General features: G+C 59.2%; 18 protein-coding genes and 1 pseudogene. 6 read left to right on the top strand and 13 right to left on the bottom strand.

Annotation, left to right across the window (positions count from 1 at the left end; all coding sequences use genetic code 11):
- Positions 1-96: 96 nt before the first annotated feature.
- Positions 97-1,398, bottom strand: a complete 1,302-nt coding sequence (gene phoR / locus ACF0H7_RS31250) for a phosphate regulon sensor histidine kinase PhoR (RefSeq protein WP_397450630.1) — start codon at positions 1,396-1,398, stop codon at positions 97-99.
- 59 nt (positions 1,399-1,457) lie between these two features.
- A pseudogene (phoB, locus tag ACF0H7_RS31245) lies at positions 1,458-2,146 on the bottom strand (phosphate regulon transcriptional regulator PhoB).
- Between the two features lie 148 nt (positions 2,147-2,294).
- Here phoB and ACF0H7_RS31240 point away from each other — a divergent pair.
- A complete protein-coding gene (locus ACF0H7_RS31240; protein ID WP_397450629.1) occupies positions 2,295-2,681 on the top strand; it encodes a hypothetical protein in 387 nt (128 codons plus the stop codon).
- A 41-nt stretch (positions 2,682-2,722) separates the two neighbouring features.
- Here the strand turns inward: ACF0H7_RS31240 and ubiA are convergent, their stop codons facing one another.
- A complete protein-coding gene (gene ubiA, locus ACF0H7_RS31235) occupies positions 2,723-3,613 on the bottom strand; it encodes a 4-hydroxybenzoate octaprenyltransferase (protein WP_397450628.1) in 891 nt (296 codons plus the stop codon).
- The gene (locus ACF0H7_RS31230; RefSeq protein WP_397454087.1) at positions 3,613-4,176 is read right to left on the bottom strand and encodes a chorismate--pyruvate lyase family protein; all 564 of its coding nucleotides are present in this window, start codon (positions 4,174-4,176) and stop codon (positions 3,613-3,615) included. Before ACF0H7_RS31230 ends, ubiA begins: the two co-directional genes overlap by 1 nt.
- Before the next feature lie 213 nt (positions 4,177-4,389).
- Here ACF0H7_RS31230 and ACF0H7_RS31225 point away from each other — a divergent pair, with 213 nt between their 5' ends.
- The 4 genes from ACF0H7_RS31225 to ACF0H7_RS31210 all read left to right on the top strand — a co-directional run bounded on the left by ACF0H7_RS31225 (position 4,390) and on the right by ACF0H7_RS31210 (position 6,809).
- On the top strand, positions 4,390-4,557 hold the full coding sequence (locus ACF0H7_RS31225; RefSeq protein WP_397450627.1) for a rubredoxin: 168 nt from the start codon (positions 4,390-4,392) through the stop codon (positions 4,555-4,557).
- 41 nt (positions 4,558-4,598) lie between these two features.
- Entirely contained in the window at positions 4,599-5,747 is a 1,149-nt protein-coding gene (locus ACF0H7_RS31220; protein ID WP_397450626.1) for an NAD(P)/FAD-dependent oxidoreductase, read from the top strand.
- 189 nt (positions 5,748-5,936) lie between these two features.
- Positions 5,937-6,212 (top strand): HU family DNA-binding protein, encoded by a 276-nt coding sequence (locus tag ACF0H7_RS31215; RefSeq protein ID WP_003177201.1) that lies wholly within the window; start codon positions 5,937-5,939, stop codon positions 6,210-6,212.
- A gap of 219 nt (positions 6,213-6,431) precedes the next feature.
- Positions 6,432-6,809 (top strand): SCP2 sterol-binding domain-containing protein, encoded by a 378-nt coding sequence (locus ACF0H7_RS31210; RefSeq protein ID WP_397450625.1) that lies wholly within the window; start codon positions 6,432-6,434, stop codon positions 6,807-6,809.
- 139 nt (positions 6,810-6,948) lie between these two features.
- Here the strand turns inward: ACF0H7_RS31210 and ACF0H7_RS31205 are convergent, their stop codons facing one another.
- The 6 genes from ACF0H7_RS31205 to exbB form a co-directional block, all read right to left on the bottom strand.
- Complete coding sequence (locus ACF0H7_RS31205) at positions 6,949-8,349, bottom strand: aminoacyl-tRNA deacylase and HDOD domain-containing protein (RefSeq protein ID WP_397450624.1); 1,401 nt, start codon at positions 8,347-8,349, stop codon at positions 6,949-6,951.
- 76 nt (positions 8,350-8,425) lie between these two features.
- Positions 8,426-10,501 carry an ATP-dependent DNA helicase RecG gene (gene recG, locus ACF0H7_RS31200; protein ID WP_397450623.1) on the bottom strand — a complete coding sequence of 692 codons (2,076 nt, stop codon included), beginning with the start codon at positions 10,499-10,501 and terminating at the stop codon, positions 8,426-8,428.
- Positions 10,498-11,433, bottom strand: a complete 936-nt coding sequence (locus ACF0H7_RS31195; RefSeq protein ID WP_397450622.1) for a hydrogen peroxide-inducible genes activator — start codon at positions 11,431-11,433, stop codon at positions 10,498-10,500. Before ACF0H7_RS31195 ends, recG begins: the two co-directional genes overlap by 4 nt.
- Positions 11,434-11,525: 92 nt before the next feature.
- Complete coding sequence (locus ACF0H7_RS31190) at positions 11,526-12,269, bottom strand: TonB family protein (RefSeq protein ID WP_397450621.1); 744 nt, start codon at positions 12,267-12,269, stop codon at positions 11,526-11,528.
- Positions 12,266-12,694, bottom strand: a complete 429-nt coding sequence (exbD, locus tag ACF0H7_RS31185) for a TonB system transport protein ExbD (protein WP_397450620.1) — start codon at positions 12,692-12,694, stop codon at positions 12,266-12,268. Before exbD ends, ACF0H7_RS31190 begins: the two co-directional genes overlap by 4 nt.
- A gap of 3 nt (positions 12,695-12,697) precedes the next feature.
- Positions 12,698-13,657 (bottom strand): tonB-system energizer ExbB, encoded by a 960-nt coding sequence (gene exbB / locus ACF0H7_RS31180; protein WP_397450619.1) that lies wholly within the window; start codon positions 13,655-13,657, stop codon positions 12,698-12,700.
- Positions 13,658-13,877: 220 nt separating this feature from the next.
- Here exbB and ACF0H7_RS31175 point away from each other — a divergent pair, with 220 nt between their 5' ends.
- Positions 13,878-14,732: an SDR family oxidoreductase gene (locus tag ACF0H7_RS31175; RefSeq protein ID WP_397450618.1), complete on the top strand. Its 855-nt coding sequence runs from the start codon at positions 13,878-13,880 to the stop codon at positions 14,730-14,732.
- A gap of 111 nt (positions 14,733-14,843) precedes the next feature.
- Here the strand turns inward: ACF0H7_RS31175 and ACF0H7_RS31170 are convergent, their stop codons facing one another.
- Genes ACF0H7_RS31170 through spoT form a run of 3 tightly spaced genes read right to left on the bottom strand, consistent with a single transcriptional unit; the run spans position 14,844 to position 18,149 of the window.
- Entirely contained in the window at positions 14,844-15,578 is a 735-nt protein-coding gene (locus tag ACF0H7_RS31170) for a hypothetical protein (RefSeq protein ID WP_397450617.1), read from the bottom strand.
- Positions 15,579-15,634: 56 nt separating this feature from the next.
- Positions 15,635-16,015, bottom strand: a complete 381-nt coding sequence (locus ACF0H7_RS31165) for a RidA family protein (protein ID WP_397450616.1) — start codon at positions 16,013-16,015, stop codon at positions 15,635-15,637.
- Between the two features lie 25 nt (positions 16,016-16,040).
- Positions 16,041-18,149, bottom strand: coding sequence for a bifunctional GTP diphosphokinase/guanosine-3',5'-bis pyrophosphate 3'-pyrophosphohydrolase (gene spoT, locus ACF0H7_RS31160; RefSeq protein WP_397450615.1), 2,109 nt, complete (start codon positions 18,147-18,149; stop codon positions 16,041-16,043).
- Positions 18,150-18,196 lie beyond the last annotated feature (47 nt).

Below are 18,196 nucleotides of genomic sequence, written 5' to 3'. Positions count from 1 at the left end.
TTCCGTGTCATCTAAGGGGGAGTGCTGCCATCGCCAAAGTGGCGGGCATAAGACCGGCAATGTAGCGGCTACCGGCCAGCTTGCCTAGTGGCTTGGTCAAGGATTGATCACTTGCGAGGGCGCAAAGTGGCAAGTGAAGGTGCTGCCTTTACCTACCACGCTGTTGATATCCAGTGTTCCGCGATGGCGTAACAAAACATGTTTGACGATCGCCAGGCCCAGCCCCGTGCCGCCTGTATTGGAGGCTCGGCTGGAGTCCACACGATAGAAACGTTCGGTCAAACGCGGGATGTGTTTGCTTTCGATGCCGGGACCCGAATCGGTCACGCTCAGGTGCGCGCCCCGTTCATCGCTCCACCAGCGAACCTGGATTTTACCGTCGGCTTGGGTGTACTTCACCGCGTTGAACACCAGGTTGGAAAAGGCACTGCGCAGCTCGGGTTCGCTGCCTTTGAGCGAGGCGCTGCCCTCGACCTCCAGGGTGATTTCCTGGTTACGTTGTCCGGACAGTTCCTGCGCATCGTTCTTGATGCTCTGCAGCAGACTCGAGACCGCCACCGGCTGGTTATCCGAGGGGTAGTCGGTGGCTTCCAGCTTGGCCAGCAACAGCAAGTCATTGAGCAGGGTCTGCATGCGTCCACCTTGCTGCTGCATCTGCTGCAAGGCGCGCACCCAGCGTGGATTCACGCCTTCGACGTTGTCGAGCAAGGTTTCCAGATAGCCGCAAATCACCGTCAACGGCGTGCGCAGTTCATGGGATACGTTGGCGATGAAGTCTTTGCGCATCTGCTCCAACTGATGAATGCGGGTCACATCGCGGACCAACATCAGGTGTTCGTTGTTGCCATAGCGGGTGAGGAGTAATTGCACCCGTATGCGATCGTTGATCGGTGAAGGAATTTCAAGTGGCTCAATGTAATTTTCGAGCTCGAAGTATTCCTTGAAGCGCGGGTGACGCACCAGGTTGGTCACAGGCTGGCCGCTGTCTTGCGGCGTCTTCAGCCCGAGCAGGGTTTCTGCGGCGCGGTTCCACCATTCCAGATTACCGTCGCTGTCGAGCATGATCACTGCGTCACGCAATGCCGCGGTGGATTCCTGCACGCGGTCGATCACGGCCTGCAATCGGCCACGCACGCGCTGATCACGGCGTTGCAGGTGGTAAATGCTGTCAAATACTTCGCCCCACAAACCGTAACCGTCAGGCGGTGGTTCGTCGGGTTTGTGCTGGCGCAGCCACTCGTGCATACGCAGCAATTGCTTGAGCGTCCAGGCCAGGTAAATTCCCAGGCCCGCCGCCAGACTCCAGCCGTAATAGCCACTGATCAGGCCGATCACCAGGCAGGCGGTGATCAACAGCAGCACGTGACGAATCAACGTGCCATGCCAGTTTTGGTTCAATTCAAACGCATCCTTGTCGAGTGGTGTGCCAGCAGCAGGAGCGCTCTAGAAAGACACTCTCAGCTCTTTGTCGAAAAGCGGTAGCCGGTTCCGCGGACGGTTTGTACCAGATTTTCGTAAGCGTCGCCGAGGGCTTTGCGCAGGCGACGAATGTGAACATCCACGGTGCGTTCTTCGACATAGACGTTGCCACCCCAGACCTGATCCAGCAGTTGGCCGCGCGTGTAGGCGCGTTCCTGGTGAGTCATGAAGAATTGCAGAAGGCGGTATTCGGTCGGCCCCATCTCGGCCGGTTTGCCATCGATGGTCACGCGGTGGCTGATCGGGTCGAGCAGCAGGCCGCCGACTTCAATCGGTGATTCGCCATCGCTTGGGCCTGCGCGACGCAGCACGGCCTTGAGGCGGGCGACCAGTTCGCGGGGGAGAAGGGCTTGGTGATGTAATCATCCGCGCCGACTTCCAGGCCCTGAATCTTGTTGTCCTCTTCGCCTTTGGCCGTGAGCATGATGATCGGGATATCACCGGTCAGCTCATCTCGTTTCAGGCGGCGAGCCAATTCGATGCCCGACGTACCCGGCAGCATCCAGTCGAGCAGGATCAGATCCGGTTTGCGGTCAACGATAATGGTATGGGCCTGCTGGGAGTTTTCCGCTTCCATGCAATCGTAGCCGGCCATTTCCAACGCAACGGCGATCATTTCGCGAATAGGCGCTTCGTCGTCAACGATCAGAATGCTCCTGCCAACCATGCTTAATCCTCTTGTCATTTAACTGTCTTGCGCCGCATTAGATAACGGAAATATTGCAGTCGTGTGACACCTTGGGGCCAGACTAGTATGGCTGTCTATTACGGGGCTAAGCTAAGGGTTCCGACTTAAAAAAAAGAGGACGTATCTGATGCTGAAAATTTCGAGTTCTTTGCTTGGCTTATTGGCCGCTGCCGCGCTGGCTTCTTCTGGAATGGCGTTCGCTGCGGACCCGGCCATGATGAAAGACGGCATGATGGTCGATCACAAGGGCATGACGCTTTACACCTTCGATAAGGACAAAGGCGCTGCCACATCCATGTGTGCCGACAAGTGTGCTGAAAACTGGCCGCCGATGATGGCGCCGGCAGACGCCAAGGCCGAGGGCAAATGGACGATGGTCAAACGTGGCGACGGCACCATGCAATGGGCGTACGACAACATGCCGCTCTATACCTTCAAAATGGACAAAAAACCCGGAGACATGTTGGGCGACGGCAAGGGTGATGTCTGGCATATCGCCGGTCCTAAGCACTAAGCGTCGACGATTTGCGTTGCCGTCGGCCTGAAAGCCGACGGTTAGCGCATTGCGTAATCGACGACGATACCGACAAAGATCGCCAATCCCGCCCAGTGATTGTGCAGAAATGCCTTGAAGCAACGCTGCGGATCGCGATTGCGTGTGTACCAGAACTCCCAGGCAAAACAGGCGGCAGCTGCCAGAATTCCGAAATAGAAATAGACCCCCATTTCGAAACGCGCCCCGGCCAGCAACAGGCACAGCAGCGCCAGGCCTTGCAGCGACAGGATGATCACTCGATCCGCATCACCGAAGAGTACGGCGGTGGATTTGACCCCGATTTTCAGGTCGTCTTCACGGTCGGTGATCGCGTAGTAGGTGTCGTAGCCCACGGTCCACAGCAGGTTCGCGATATACAGCAACCACGCGGCGGCAGGCAGGTCGCCGGTTTGTGCGGTGAAGGCCATCGGCATGCCCCACGAGAACGCAGCGCCAAGGACCACCTGCGGGTAGTAGGTGTAGCGCTTCATGAACGGGTAGCTGGCAGCCAGCGCCACGCCGCCGAAGGACAGCCAGACAGTCAGCGAGTTGGTCAGCAGGACCAGTCCGAAGCTCAGTGCCACCAGCACCGCAAACAGCACCAGCGCTTCGCGGGCGCTGACTTTGCCGCTGACCAGCGGGCGTTGCTCGGTGCGTTTGACGTGCCCATCGACCTTGCGGTCGGCGTAATCGTTGATCACGCAACCGGCGGCGCGCATCAGGAACACGCCGATAACAAAAATCAGCAGATTGCCGACCGACGGTACACCTTTGGCAGCAATCCACAGCGCCCAAAGGGTTGGCCACAACAGCAGGTAGATACCAATCGGGCGGTCGATGCGCATCAACTGGATGAAGTCCCAGATCCGCGGGTTCAGGCGGTTCAGCGATTTAAGCAAAGTCAGGTACATCAGTGATGCTCCATCACAGCGGGCCCGGCGATCTCGACCGCGTGCCACATCGTCGGCAAAAAGACTTCGGCGACCAGCAGACTCAACGTGCCGCGACTGAAGCACGAACGCCGACCCCACAGACCTTCGGTGGTATCCGCACTGGGCAGCCAGGCGCCAGGGTAGTGACAGACCTCAAGGGCGCCGCGTTCAAAGGCTTCGTCGCAAAACAGCAGTTCGCCCAGAGAGCGGGTGCCCAACTCATCCATGTTCAAACCGCCTTCCTGCAAGGCGCTTTGCGCGGCGACACTGCGGGCGAACACCCATTTCTCACCGTTGCCGCGCAGATACACTTCACGGACCCAGCCAAGGCTGTGCTCGGCTAGATCCAACGCCAGGCACTCGTCCGCGCGCAAGGCTTGCCAGCCTTCGAACAGCGGCGTGACGCTGAAGCCATCAGCAGAAAGACGGGTCAATCGACGGGTCAGCGAGTCCTGATTGAACAGCCAATCGAGCACGACAGGGTCGGGTAATTCCGCCAGTTGATGTTGCTGGCGCCAGTCAGGAGTCGCGGGTAGAAGAATTTGCTGGGACACGGTGGGTAATTATTGGCCACAAACGAGGCGGCGAGCTTAGCATGTTTGATTACGGGGTCTGAGCCCCCAACGCATGCTCTTTACTGCATTCTTGCTTGCATCCGGGCGCGCTGATCAGTACAAAACGCGCTGAGCCTGGCGGCAATCGCATGACCCATCGACCGCCAGTGCCATAAGCCTGAGAACCGAGAGTATTTACCGATGAAGAAGTGGCAATGCATTGTCTGTGGCTTGATCTACGACGAAGCCATGGGCTGGCCGGACGATGACATCGCTCCGGGCACCCGTTGGGAAGATGTACCTGCAGACTGGCTGTGCCCGGACTGCGGCGTGGGCAAAATGGATTTCGAGATGATCGAAATCGGCTGATCAAGCTTTTTTACCTGTTTTTGCTACCTATGGAGTACTGAATGAACGCACCTGTCGTGATCGTTGGCACAGGCCTGGCGGGCTATAACCTGGCCCGGGAATTTCGCAAGCTGGACGGCGAAACGCCTCTGTTGCTGATCACTGCGGATGACGGCCGTTCCTATTCCAAGCCGATGCTTTCCACGGGCTTCGGCAAAAACAAGGAAGCCGACGGCCTGAGTATGGCTGAGCCCGGTGCCATGGCTGAAACGCTGAAGGCCGAGATTCGCACCCATACCCGCGTCAGCGGCATCGACCCGGGCCATAAGCGCTTGTGGCTTGGCGAGGAGGCCGTGTATTACCGCGACCTGATTCTCGCCTGGGGCGCGGAAACCGTGCGTGTACCGGTAGAAGGCGACGCCGGTGATGCGATCTTCCCGATCAACGATCTGGAGGATTACGCGCGTTTTCGAGCCGCTGCCGCCGGTAAACATCGGGTGCTGTTGCTGGGCGCCGGCCTGATCGGCTGCGAATTCGCCAACGACCTGATCCTGGGCGGTTACGAAGTTGATTTGGTAGCACCCTGCGAACAGGTCATGCCGACCTTGTTGCACCCTGCCGCCGCTGCAGCTGTTCAGGCGGGGCTGGAAAGCTTGGGCGCGCGTTTCCACCTGGGGCCGGTGCTGACGCGCTTGCAGCGGGTCGAGGGTGGGCTTGTAGCGCATCTGTCCGACGGTGAGGTGCTGGCGTGCGACGTGGTGGTATCGGCCATTGGCCTGCGCCCACGCGTGGACCTGGCTGCGGCTGCCGGTTTACAGACCGGGCGCGGGATTATGGTCGATCGCCAGTTGAAGACCTCCCACGCCAATATCTACGCCTTGGGCGACTGTGCCGAGGTAGATGGCCTGAACCTGCTGTATGTGATGCCACTGATGAGCTGCGCTCGAGCCTTGGCGCAGACCCTGGCGGGCAATTCGACTGCCGTGACATACGGGCCGATGCCGGTGACCGTAAAAACCCCGGTGTGCCCGTTGGTGGTATCGCCTCCGCCGCGCGGCCTGGAGGGCGCCTGGACCGTGGAGGGGCAGGGCGCAGACATCAAGGCGCTGTGTCACGATGCCAGTGGAAAGCTGCTCGGATATGCGCTGACCGGCACTGCGGTTATGGAAAAACTGACCCTAAACAAAGCGCTTCCGCCCCTATTGGCATAAATACTGGTCGTTCTGTCGGATAAGCCTCGTTTTTGTCTCGATAAACGTCGTGCTTAGGGTGGCGCAGGCCCCAACAGCATGCCATCCTCATTCCCGTCTGCCGCAATGTAGAGCTGTTGCGGCACTTTGGTCGCTGTTCGGGAAGAACGGCACGGACATAACAACAAAAAACCGTCAAAGAGGCTTCATATGCGTAAACCAGAACTCGCAGCCGCTATTGCTGAAAAAGCAGATCTCACCAAAGAACAGGCCAACCGCGTACTTAACGCCGTTCTTGAAGAGATCACTGGCGCTCTGCACCGTAAGGACAGCGTTACCCTCGTCGGCTTCGGCACCTTTTTGCAGCGCCACCGTGGGGCCCGTACCGGGAAAAACCCGCAAACCGGTGAGCCAGTCAAAATCAAGGCCAGCAACACTGTTGCGTTCAAGCCTGGCAAATTCTTGAAAGACAGCGTTAATCCTTAATCTGCAGGACGCCTTAGCGGGAGGCGAATAGCAGCAAAAAATGGGCACGCCGACTAAATCGAGTGCTCATTTTTTTTGCCTGAAGCAAACAAGATTCTAGAGCTAAAATTGTCGAACAATCCGCTCTAAGTAGCGATATTCGTCGATACACTGATATTTTGCTGCGGTGCTTTCGAGCCGAACCGCTACACTGCGACCTCACCCCATGAGGCCGTGTGCATGAAATTTCGTTTTCTCCTGTGGATGCTTGGCCTGTTGATGGCCAAAGCCAGTCGCAACAATCCCGACTTTCAAAAGCAATTGTCCGGCAAAGAGCTGACCTTCCAGCTGCAGACGCTCGATGGCAAGGTGGCGCGGCACTTCATCGTCAGTGGTCAGCGCATCGCCAGTCAGTCCGGCGTGGTTGCAGAGCCGGCATTCGCGATTACGTTCAAGGATGCGGCGTTTGGATTCGCCACGATGCAGGCCAAAAACAAGCAGTTGGCGTTCATGCAGGGGATTCAGGACAAGGACATCCAGATCAAGGGCAACCCGGGTCTGGTGATCTGGTTCCAGGGGTTGACCAAGTACCTCAAGCCGAGGAAGAAGGTGGCTTGAGTCTGTGGGAGGCGCTATGTCTTCAGGCAATACACATGTCCCGTAGGAGCTGCCGAAGGCTGCGATAAGGCCGGAACGGCCTTCGCGATTGATCGCAGCCTGCGGCAGCTCCTACGGTGGATTTGTGCCTGCGAGGTTTTTATTGCTGGGTAAATTGCGACGCCAGTTCGCGCAGCAGTACTTCAGCCTCCAATACCTTCTGCACCGACTCTTCAGCTTTTTCGCGGCTCAGTCCCAGGCGTTCGTACAGCTCGTCCGGGATGTCCTCTTCAGGGCCGGAACCGATGTTGTTCTTGCGCAGCAAACGCACCGACAGGCACACCAAGTTGGCGTACTCGGAATGAGCGCCAGCGTAGGATGGATCGTGCTGGAAGCGCAGCGCGGTCGCCAGTTCTTCGGGCATATCCCAGTAACGCATCAGCCAGGCGCCGATCTGTTCGCGGCTGATGCCCAGCAAGTGCTGTTCGACATAGCTGTGGCACAGGTGCGGGTTGACCTCCAGATGGCGGCAGATCAGCGAGAAGTGCGGTGGAAACACGTGAGCCAGCAGCAGATAGCCGAAGTTGTGCAGCAGGCCGGCAAGGTAGGTCAGGCCGGCTTCCGGACGTTGTGCACGCGGCATGGCGCGAGTCAGGCCTTCGATCACCGCAGCGGTATAAATCGACTGTTGCCAGTACGGCGTGGTGTGCTGTGGATGGTCCTTCGGCAGGCTCAAGGTCTTGCCCAGCGCCAGGCCCAGGGCCAGGTTGATCACCAGGTCAAAGCCCAGCACGCGCACGATGGCATCTTCTACCGAGCGAATCTTGCCAGGCGAGGCGTAATAAGGCGAAGCCGCCCAGCTGACGACTTGAGCGGCCAGTGCCGGATCGGTCTCGACCACGCCGGTAATGTCGTCGATCGTGGCGTCCGGGTCGACGCGCAGCTTGATGATTTTCTGCGCGGTCTCCGCCAGCGGCGGAATCTCCAGCGTGGCTTCCAGACGCTGCTGGATACGGCGCGCGGTGAATGCGTGCATTGCCTGGGTGATTTCTTCGCGGTCATCGTCCGGGCGGTCAAGGTTCGGGCGGATCGAACTGATCGGCTCACCGAAGTTTGCCGCGCTGGCCTTGCTGACCATGCCTTTGAAGGCTTCGCTGGACACTTCCAGCAACAGGCCCGGCTCGCCGGAGCTGATCAGCAGTGTTGGCTCTTGCAGCAGACGCTCTTCGTACAGGCAGGGCGAGCCGACCAGTGCGGGCAGGCCCGGCAAGATGCTTTGGTTGTGAGGGCCCAGCAAGCGGTTGATGCGTTCTTGCGGAACGGCAGTCAAATGGCGACCGGTCAGCTCTGCGAGGCGGTTGAGGTCCAGTAGATGGTTCTGCGGAAACAACACCATCAGCATGCCTATGGCGTCGCCGACCAGAATTCCCTGGACTTTGCGAGAGGCTGAAAGGCTCGAGTCATCCATGACTTCTCGGTAACTGACGGCTAACTTGCCCAGCAATAACCGGATGACAGACGGGGTGTGTGGGGTTGCATCGGCGAAAGCAACTTCTGTCATGGCGTGTATCCAGATTCCTACAATCGAGGGAGTATAACCAGCTTAGTTATTGTGCGTTGTTGTGGGCTGACACTCTTTACACTTGTCCATACTGCTGACCATGCCGCAACCAGCGTTCCAGCAGTGGGCTGACATGATGCGGCCAGCGTTCGAGCAAGGCTTGCGCGGCGTCACGAACAGCCGGTAACAAGTCTGCGTCACGCATTAGGTCAGCGACCTTGAACTGTAGTAGACCTGTCTGCCGAGTGCCGAGCATTTCTCCCGGCCCGCGCAATTCCAGATCTTTTTCCGCAATAATGAAACCATCATTCGTTTCGCGCATGATCCCCAACCGCTGGCGACCAATTTGCGACAGGGGAGGATGATAGAGCAATACGCAATGACTTGCGGCGCTGCCCCGACCCACACGCCCCCTTAATTGATGCAGTTGCGCCAGACCCAGACGTTCCGGGTTCTCGATAATCATCAGGCTGGCATTGGGCACGTCGACCCCAACCTCGATCACGGTCGTTGCCACCAACAACTGCAATGCGCCCTGTTTGAACTCGGCCATGACGGCGGCTTTTTCAGCCGGCTTCATGCGCCCGTGAATCAAGCCCACGCGCAACTCACCCAACGCACTGCTCAGGTCTTCGAATGAAGTCTCTGCTGCCTGACAGGTGAGCTCTTCGGACTCTTCGATCAGCGTGCAAACCCAATAAGCCTGTCGCCCTTCAGCGCAGGCTGCGCGTACGCGTTCAATCACCTCGACGCGGCGAGTATCGACCACCAGCACGGTGTTGACCGGCGTCCGGCCTGGGGGCAGTTCGTCGAGGATCGAGGTGTCGAGGTCGGCATAGGCGCTCATGGCCAGCGTGCGCGGGATCGGCGTCGCGGTCATGATCAATTGGTGCGGGCACATCAGGCCGCCGATGCCTTTCTTGCGTAGGGCCAGACGCTGTTGCACGCCAAAGCGATGTTGCTCGTCGATGATCACCAGAGCGAGGTTCTTGAACTGCACTTCATCCTGGAACAGCGCGTGAGTGCCGACCACCATGGGTGTGCCGGTAGCGATCTGCTCAAGCGCGGCGACTCGCGCCTTGCCCTTGAGTTTGCCCGCCAGCCACGCCGTTTCAATGCCCAGCGGTTCCAGCCAGCGCTTGAAGTTGACGTAGTGCTGTTCGGCGAGGATTTCAGTCGGCGCCATCAGTGCAACCTGATACCCGGCTTCCAGGGCCTGCAACGCCGCCAGCGCCGCGACTACGGTCTTGCCCGAGCCCACATCACCCTGAATCAGGCGCAGCATGGGTTCCGGCTGGCTGAGGTCGTAGGCGACCTCATTGCCCACGCGTTGTTGCGCGCCGGTCGGTGCAAAGCCGAGGTTGGCGAGAAATTGCGCGGGTAGCCTGGTCGCCTTGGGTAGCAACGGCGCACGTTGCGAGCGCAGGCTCTCGCGCAGGCGTTGTTGCGACAGCTGGTGCGTCAGCAGTTCCTCGAACGCCAGGCGGTGCTGCGCCCAGTGATGGCCGAGGGCCAACTCTTCGACATCGGCATCTGCCGGTGGGTGGTGCAGATAGCGTATGGCCTCGTCCAGCGGGGCTAATTGGTAATCGCGCGCCAACTCTTCGGGCAGCCAGTCCGGCAGGCTCTTGGGGCCAAGCATCGCCAGGCTTTGCTGGCTCAACTGGCGCAAGCGCTGCTGAGTCAGGCCTTCAGTGGTGGGGTAGATAGGGGTCAGGGTCTGCTCGACCGGGAAGTGCTCGTCCCCGGTCAGGGCGCGGTATTCCGGGTGATAGATTTCCAATCCTGACGCGCCGGGGCGGGCTTCGCCGTAGCAGCGCAGATGAGTACCGCGTTTCATCCCTTCTTTTTGCGCGTTGCTGAAGTGATAGAAACGCAGGCTCAGCGTGCCAGTGCCGTCGCCCAGGCGAACCACCAGACTGCGGCGCTTGCCCATGACCACGTCAGCGCCGCTGACCACGCCCTCGATCACCGCGTCCTGACCGGGGCGTAACGCGCCGATCGGCACTACACGCGTGCGGTCCTGATAGCGCAAAGGCAAATGAAACAGAACGTCCTGCAGGTTCTCCAACCCGACCTTGGTCAGCTTTTCGGCCATGGCCGCACCGACGCCTTTCAGCGCCGTGACGGAGACTTTGGACAGCTCGCTCATGTCGCGACTTGGCTCACTTCTGCTTTCGGACGAGCCACGGAGCACAGGCGCACGGAGTCGGCGAGGATTTCGATCGCCTTTGGCCGAGGGAAGCTGGCACGCCAGGCAATTGCCACGGTGCGGAACGGCACGGGTGCGCTCATCGGCCGTACTTCAATGATACCGGGTGCGTAGTGATGACTGTCGACTGCCGACATCGGCAGAATCGAAATGCCCAGACCGGAAGCAACCATGTGCCGAATGGTTTCCAGCGAGCTGGATTCGACAGTGGTGTGCTTGGCACCTTCGCCACCTTTAACCAGGGTCGGGCACGCTTCGAGGACCTGATCGCGGAAGCAATGGCCTTCGCCGAGCAACAGCAGGCTCTTGTCGTTCAGCGCGGCGGCGTCGATGGTCTCTTTGCGCGTCCATGGATGGCCCGCTGGCATGAGCACATAAAACGGCTCGTCATAGAGCGGCAGGGTCAGCACGTCGGCTTCGTTGAACGGCAGCGCAATGATGATCGCGTCCAACTCACCGTTGCGCAGTTTGTCGCGCAGTACATGGGTGAAGTTTTCTTCGATGTACAACGGCATTTGCGGGGCAACCCGATGCAGTTGTGGAATCAGGTGCGGGAACAAGTAAGGGCCGACGGTGTAGATCGCACCGACCTTGAGCGGGGCTGTCAGCTGATTCTTGCCGGCCTGGGCCAGCTCGCGAATACCTTGCGCCTGTTCCAGAACTTTCTGCGCCTGGGCAACGATGCCTTCGCCGACCGGAGTCAGGCGCACGGCACTTTTGCTGCGCTCGAAAATCAGTACACCCAGTTCATCTTCAAGCTTTTTCACGCCTACCGAGAGGGTCGGTTGGCTGACATGGCAACGCTCGGCCGCGTGGCCGAAGTGCTGCTCTTGGGCAAGCGTAACGATATAGCGCAATTCTGTAAGGGTCATAGCGTGCGTCCATGAAGTTGCGGCCCCAGCATAGCGGCTGCCATCGATAGACGCACGTTATCAACGGTGCGGAAATGAATCAAAAGCGCGATTTAGCGTTTATCCAGTGAATAATTGAACGGCGCGACCAGTTCTACCGTGCCGTTGGTCAACGACTCGGCTGGAGGTTTGGGCAGCGGCTGTGCGCGGCTGATCATTTCCAGTGTGGCGCGATCCAATGAAGCGTTCCCGGAATTGCTGGCAAGCGAGAAGGACAAGACTTTACCCTCCGCGTCCACGACAAAGCGCAAGCGGACCGAACCCTGTATGCCTCGGCGCCGGGCATCCTCTGGATAGCGCTTGTACTTGGCCAGATGGCGTAACAATTCACTTTGCCAGTTAGGCACCGCATTGCTCACCGTTGGCGGGCTCGACGTCTGTGGTGGCGCACTGGATTTGACTGGCTCCGCAGGAGTAGGCGGCGTATCCACCGGCTTGCTCTCGACAGGTTTCTCCTTCGGTAGCTCGGGCTTTTTCTCCGGCTGCGGCGGTTGCGGCTTGACCTTGGGCTTTTCCGGTTTCGGAATGGCGATGACCGGTTTCGGCGCCTCGACCAGCTTTGGCAACGGCATTTCTTCGACCGGTGCCGGCGGCGGCGGTGCTTGCACGACCCTTGGCGGCGGTGGCGGCGCGGGTTCCGGAAGGGGCGCCAGCTCGACCATCATCGCCAAAGGTGGCAACTCAATGATCTGCGGTGCCGACCAGCGCAACGCGACCAGAATCGCGGCAGCATGCACGGCGAGCACCAACAACAGACTGCCGCTATAGCGCGTCAGTTTTTGGCGCGAAGTGATCATTTCTTACCAACCGTCTCGAGACCTACCAACCCAACTTTCAGGTAGCCAGCACCGCGCAGGGCATTCATCACGTCCATCAGGTCTGCGTAGTCCACGCCTTTATCGGCCTGGAAGAAGATCGTGGTGTCTTTCTTGCCTTGGGTTTTGGCGTCGAGAATCTGTCCAATTTGCTCGCGGCTGACTTTGTCATCGCCCAGGTACAGACTCTTGTCGGTCTTGACGCTCAGGAACAGCGGCTTTTCCGGTCGCGGTACCGGCTTTGAGGTGGAGGCGGGCAGGTCGATTTTGATGTCGACCGTCGCCAGCGGTGCGGCGACCATGAAGATGATCAGCAGCACCAACATCACGTCAATGAACGGCGTAACGTTGATTTCGTGATTCTCGACCAGCTCGTCGCCGGCGTTTTCGTTCAGATGCAGGCCCATGCGTTAACCCACTTTAACCGCGTGCGGCTGGCTACGTTCTGCCGGCAGGTGGTCGAGGTCACGGCTGACCAGCAGCAGGACTTGCGCCGAAGCGTCGGCGACCTGTGCCTTGTAGCCAGTGATGGAGCGTGCGAAAACGTTGTAGATGACCACGGCCGGGATTGCCGCGACCAGGCCCAGTGCGGTTGCCAGTAGGGCTTCAGCAATGCCGGGGGCGACGACGGCGAGGTTGGTGGTCTGGGTTTTGGCGATGCCGATGAAGCTGTTCATGATGCCCCACACGGTACCGAACAGGCCGACGAAGGGCGCGGTAGAACCGATGGTTGCCAGTACGCCGGTGCCGTTGCTCATGTTGCGACCGCAGGCGGCGACAAGACGCTCCAGGCGGAAAGCCACGCGCTCCTTGATACCCTCACGCTCGCGGCTATTGGCCGAGAGGCGCATTTCTTCAAGCGCGTCTTGGACCAGCAGGTGGGCCAGCGTGCCTTCTTTCGGCGCGCTGTCGCTGGCTTCTCTTAGGGTGCGGGCTTTTTTCAGGATGACGATCTCGCTGCGCAGGCGACGCTTGGCGCCCATCAGCTCGAAGCCTTTGGCGATCCAGATCGTCCAAGTGATGACCGACGCAATGGCCAGACCGATCAACACCAGTTTTACAATGATGTCGGCATGCTGAAACATGCCCCATGGCGACAGGTCGTTGTTCATGTTCAGGGCGTTGGCCTGAGTCACGGAAGCTTCCATCGCGTGGTCGATGGCTGCCGCGTTGGCGTCCTGCTCGCTTGCAGCCGGGTCGGCTACGCTGGTTGCCGCGGCGTGAACGGCCGGTGCGGCAGGGGGCGCGGACTCAGTGGCGAAAGCGCCTGGGGCGAGCAACAGGCTCAGCGTCAGGGCGGCGATGCCACGCCATGCGCGCGGCAGGCTGGCAATCTTGGTTGGCGAGGCGGGGGATTGAATACGTGTCATGCTGGCCGGACCTGAAGGGAGAAGAGGTTTCGTTCTACGACTGCGAACTAGTCATGAGCTAGGGAGGAGAACAAACGAGCCGGCATTATTGCAAGTAATTCTCGTTAGCAAAAGTAATACAGTATCTTTTTTATTTAGATTACGACTATTCGACGAGTTTTGACGGCTGATTTTGGCCTTTTACCCCGCCATTTCGGCGCGTTTATTGTGGAGTTCAGACATGCCCGCCCCCTCTGTTTTGATCGCTGGTTGTGGTGATGTGGGAAGCCGGCTGGCCAGTCAGCTGCTCATTGACGACTGGACTGTGTACGGATTACGCCGCTCTGTTTCGAGGCTGCCAGCCGGTGTTGTCGGTGTGGCGGGTGATTTGTTCGACGCCGATTGCCCTGAAGACTGGCCAACGTCCGCGATTGATTACCTGGTTTACAGTGCCGCGGCGAGCGATCACGACGAAGCCGGCTATCGGATGGCCTACCTTCAAGGCCTGCGCAACGTCTTGAGCTGGCTTGAACAGCATGGCCAGAAGCCCAAACGCTTGCTGTTTGTGTCCAGCAGCAGTGTCTACGGGCAGCAGAACGGCGAGTGGGTCGATGAAAGCTCGCCAACTGAAGCGACGGGCTATTCCGGACGGGTGATGCTGGAGGCCGAGCAATTGGCGCTGCACAGCGGCATTCCCGCCAGCGTGGTGCGTTTGACTGGCATCTATGGGCCGGGTCGCGAATGGCTGTTGACCCAAGTGCGTCGGGGTTACCGCGTAGTGACCGAGCCGCCGCTTTACGCCAATCGGATACATTCCGACGATGCCGCCGGGCTCCTGGCCTGTCTGTTACAGGCGGATGAGCTTGGGGTTACGCTGGAGGATTACTACCTGGGAGTCGATGACGCGCCAGCGCCACTGGCTGAGGTGGTCGCCTGGTTGCGTGAATATCTGGGGGTTACCGAGTGGTCGGATGAAGCCAGCGTGCGTCGCACGGGGAGTAAGCGGTGCAGTAACGCCAGGGCGCGGGCGTTGGGCTGGGTGCCGCGTTATTTAAGTTATCGCGAGGGGTATGCGGCGGTTCTAGCGGAGCAGTAAGAGGTTCATTCAATGTAGGAGCGAACTTGTTCGCGAGGCGGAGTACCTGATGCACCGCATCCGCCTCTCGCTAACAAGTTAGCTCCTACAGAATGTGTTGCGCGGCTTGGATCAATCCCGCTCGAGCAGCCACTTGCGTGGACCTGGATGCAGGTCCGGCATGTCGTCGGCCCCAGCCTGATTCATCGCCTGGAGGATTTCCAGCTTGTCGCCCTTGCGCATGAAGATCCACGCGTTGCCGTGCTTGTTCTTTTCCAGCCACAGGCTGTCGTTCTCGCTGCTCATGGCGGCGCAATCACCCGCCAGGCACAGTGCGTAACGGTCGTTGCCCGGCAAGCCATCGACGCTGCCATCAGGATGGAATTGCACGGTACTGCCTGCGCCTTCGCCGTCGGTGATCTTCCATTTACCACCCATATAAGCGGTATACAGCGCTTTTTCGAAGCTGCTGCCAGGAGGTGCGCCTGCCGGGCTTGGCTCTTTAGGCTGTACGAAGTGTTGCTCCGGACCTGAGTCGCTGGCGGCCTGAGTCAGGTCATCGCCCTTGATCTTCAGTTCTTCAAAGGAGTGACCGTAAAACTCGATATGGTATTTGCCGTCAGCCGCGCTGGTGATCTTGCCTTCACCCAGCTCAAAACCGTTGGAAAACGAAGCCTGGCCGGCTTTGGTATTGATCTGCCATTCCAGATTCGGTCCATTGGCGAGCAGCGCCTGACGCAGGTTGCCACCTTTTACGGCAGCGTCGATGGCGGCCTGGTTGATCCAGACGCCATCGGGGTCACGGGGATGGCTGGCGCAGCCGCTCAACAAGGCGGCGAGCAGCGAGAGAGCAAGCGCAACGCGCATAGCAGTCGTTCCTATACGGGAAGGGGCGGAACTGTTCAGGCTCCGCCGGGAAAGAGTTATTCGATGACGAGGATAGCGTCCATTTCGACTTGCGAACCTTTTGGCAAGGCTGCAACGCCGATGGCCGCGCGAGCGGGGTATGGCTGCTGGAAGTATTTGCCCATGATCTCGTTGACCTTGGCGAAGTGTCCCAGATCAGTCAGGAAGATGTTCAGTTTGACGATGTCTTTGAGCGAGCCGCCAGCGGCTTCGGCAACGGCTGTCAGGTTTTCGAAGACCTGGGTGATCTGGGCTTCGATGCCCTCGACCAGTTCCATGGTTTTCGGGTCCAGCGGGATCTGCCCGGACATGTAGACGGTATTGCCAGCTTTGATCGCCTGCGAGTAGGTGCCGATGGCTGCAGGTGCTTTGTCGCTGGTGATTACGGTCTTGGTCATGAAGAACTCCTGTTGAAGTAGTTGGCTACGCGCGCATGCGGGTGATACGGATCACGCCGGTCAAGGCACGCAGTTTCTTGATCACGCGGGCCAGATGCACGCGGTCGTGCACGCTGACCACCAACTGGACCACGCTGATGCGACCATCGCGTTCATCCATGCTGATTTTTTCGATGTTGCCGTCGGCGGCGTTGACGCTGCTGGCCAGTAGGGCAATCAGGCCACGCTGATGTTCCAGCTCGACACGCAACTCGACATTGAATTCGCCGGTGACATCCTTGGCCCATGACAGCTGGATGCATTTTTCCGGGTTATGGCGCAGTTCGCTGATGTTGCGACAGTTGTCCAGGTGCACAACCATGCCCTTGCCTGCGGACAGGTGACCGACAATCGGGTCGCCAGGGATCGGTGTGCAGCACTTGGCATAACTGAGCACCAGGCCCTCGGTGCCGCGAATCGCCAGCGGGCCTTCGGAGCTTGGCAGCTGCTCGGCTTCGCTGGTCAGCAAGCGGCGAGCGACGACATAGGCCATGCGATTGCCCAGGCCGATGTCTTCGAGCAGGTCCTCGATAACTTCGACGCGGTATTCGTTGAGGATCAATTGCACGCGCTCCGCAGGAATTTTCTCCAGCGTGCTGTCGAAACCGTTGAGCACCTTGTTCAGCAGGCGTTCGCCGAGGCTGATGGACTCGGAGCGGCGTTGCAGCTTGAGGGCGTGACGAATATGTGTGCGGGCCTTGCCGGTGACCACGAAATTCAGCCAGGCAGGATTCGGACGGGCGCCCGGCGCACTGACGATTTCTACCGTCGAGCCACTTTGCAACGGCTCGGAGAGCGGTGCCAGGCGACGATTGATCCGACAGGCGATGCAGCTGTTGCCGACGTCAGTGTGCACCGCATAAGCAAAGTCGACCGCCGTGGAGCCTTTCGGCAGCTCCATGATTCGGCCTTTTGGCGTGAACACGTAGACCTCGTCCGGGAACAGGTCGATCTTCACGCTCTCGATGAATTCCAGCGAGTTGCCGGCGCGTTGCTGCATTTCCAGCACGCCTTTGACCCACTGACGGGCGCGAGCGTGGGTGCCTTTCGGCTGTTCGTCGCCACTGGATTTGTACAGCCAGTGCGCAGCGATCCCGTTGTTGGCCATCTCTTCCATTTCGCGGGTGCGGATCTGGATTTCGATGGGCACGCCATGCATGCCGAACAGCGTGGTGTGCAACGACTGGTAGCCGTTGGCTTTGGGGATAGCGATGTAATCCTTGAACCGGCCGGGCAGCGGTTTGTACAAATTATGCACAGCACCGAGCACGCGATAGCAGGTGTCGACCTTGTCGACGATGATGCGGAACGCGTAAACGTCCATGATTTCATTAAAGGCTCGGCGTTTGCCGCGCATCTTCTTGTAGATGCCATACAGATGCTTCTGCCGGCCGCTGACTTCGCCTTCGATACCGTCCACCGCCAGGCAGTGGCTCAGTGACTCTTCGATCTTGTTGACCAGTTCCTTGCGATTGCCGCGTGCACGCTTGACCGCCTGGCCAATTCGCGACGAGCGCATCGGGTACATGGCCTTGAAGCCGAGGTCTTCGAATTCAATACGAATGCTGTGCATGCCCAGCCGATTGGCGATGGGTGCATAAATTTCCAGGGTTTCCTTGGCAATGCGTCGGCGTTTCTCCCCGGACAACACTTCCAGCGTGCGCATGTTGTGCAGGCGGTCGGCCAGCTTGACCAGAATCACGCGGATATCGCGGGCCATGGCCATGGCCATTTTCTGGAAGTTTTCAGCTTGAGCTTCGGCCTTGGTCTCGAAATTCATCTGGGTCAGCTTGCTGACACCATCGACCAGCTCGGCCACGGTTTCACCGAACTGCGCACAGAGCGCTTCTTTGGCAATACCGGTGTCTTCGATCACGTCATGCAGCATGGCCGCCATCAGGCTCTGATGGTCCATATGCATGTCGGCAAGGATGTTCGCCACCGCGAGAGGGTGCGTGACGTAGGCTTCGCCGCTGCGACGGCGTTGGCCATCGTGGGCTTGTTCGGCGTAGAAGTACGCTCGGCGGACCAGGTTGACCTGGTCTTTGCCGAGGTAGGTCGACAAGCGATCGGCGAGGGCGTCTATGCTCGGCAAGGAATTTCTCCTTGTCGATGACTTTTACCCTTCGCCGTACTACGTCG

This window comes from Pseudomonas sp. NA-150 (assembly GCF_044336365.1).
Classification (GTDB): Bacteria; Pseudomonadota; Gammaproteobacteria; order Pseudomonadales; family Pseudomonadaceae; genus Aquipseudomonas.
This window is presented reverse-complemented; position numbering and strand designations above follow the sequence as displayed.

Excerpts from the sequence above, each read along its gene's own strand:
- ACF0H7_RS31240 (WP_397450629.1), top strand. The coding sequence starts at position 2,295 with ATGCTGAAAATTTCGAGTTCTTTGCTTGGCTTATTGGCCGCTGCCGCG.
- ubiA (WP_397450628.1), bottom strand. The coding sequence starts at position 3,613 with ATGTACCTGACTTTGCTTAAATCGCTGAACCGCCTGAACCCGCGGATC.
- ACF0H7_RS31225 (WP_397450627.1), top strand. The coding sequence starts at position 4,390 with ATGAAGAAGTGGCAATGCATTGTCTGTGGCTTGATCTACGACGAAGCC.
- ACF0H7_RS31220 (WP_397450626.1), top strand. The coding sequence starts at position 4,599 with ATGAACGCACCTGTCGTGATCGTTGGCACAGGCCTGGCGGGCTATAAC.
- ACF0H7_RS31215 (WP_003177201.1), top strand. The coding sequence starts at position 5,937 with ATGCGTAAACCAGAACTCGCAGCCGCTATTGCTGAAAAAGCAGATCTC.
- ACF0H7_RS31210 (WP_397450625.1), top strand. The coding sequence starts at position 6,432 with ATGAAATTTCGTTTTCTCCTGTGGATGCTTGGCCTGTTGATGGCCAAA.
- ACF0H7_RS31205 (WP_397450624.1), bottom strand. The coding sequence starts at position 8,349 with ATGACAGAAGTTGCTTTCGCCGATGCAACCCCACACACCCCGTCTGTC.
- recG (WP_397450623.1), bottom strand. The coding sequence starts at position 10,501 with ATGAGCGAGCTGTCCAAAGTCTCCGTCACGGCGCTGAAAGGCGTCGGT.
- ACF0H7_RS31195 (WP_397450622.1), bottom strand. The coding sequence starts at position 11,433 with ATGACCCTTACAGAATTGCGCTATATCGTTACGCTTGCCCAAGAGCAG.
- ACF0H7_RS31190 (WP_397450621.1), bottom strand. The coding sequence starts at position 12,269 with ATGATCACTTCGCGCCAAAAACTGACGCGCTATAGCGGCAGTCTGTTG.
- exbD (WP_397450620.1), bottom strand. The coding sequence starts at position 12,694 with ATGGGCCTGCATCTGAACGAAAACGCCGGCGACGAGCTGGTCGAGAAT.
- exbB (WP_397450619.1), bottom strand. The coding sequence starts at position 13,657 with ATGACACGTATTCAATCCCCCGCCTCGCCAACCAAGATTGCCAGCCTG.
- ACF0H7_RS31175 (WP_397450618.1), top strand. The coding sequence starts at position 13,878 with ATGCCCGCCCCCTCTGTTTTGATCGCTGGTTGTGGTGATGTGGGAAGC.
- ACF0H7_RS31170 (WP_397450617.1), bottom strand. The coding sequence starts at position 15,578 with ATGCGCGTTGCGCTTGCTCTCTCGCTGCTCGCCGCCTTGTTGAGCGGC.
- ACF0H7_RS31165 (WP_397450616.1), bottom strand. The coding sequence starts at position 16,015 with ATGACCAAGACCGTAATCACCAGCGACAAAGCACCTGCAGCCATCGGC.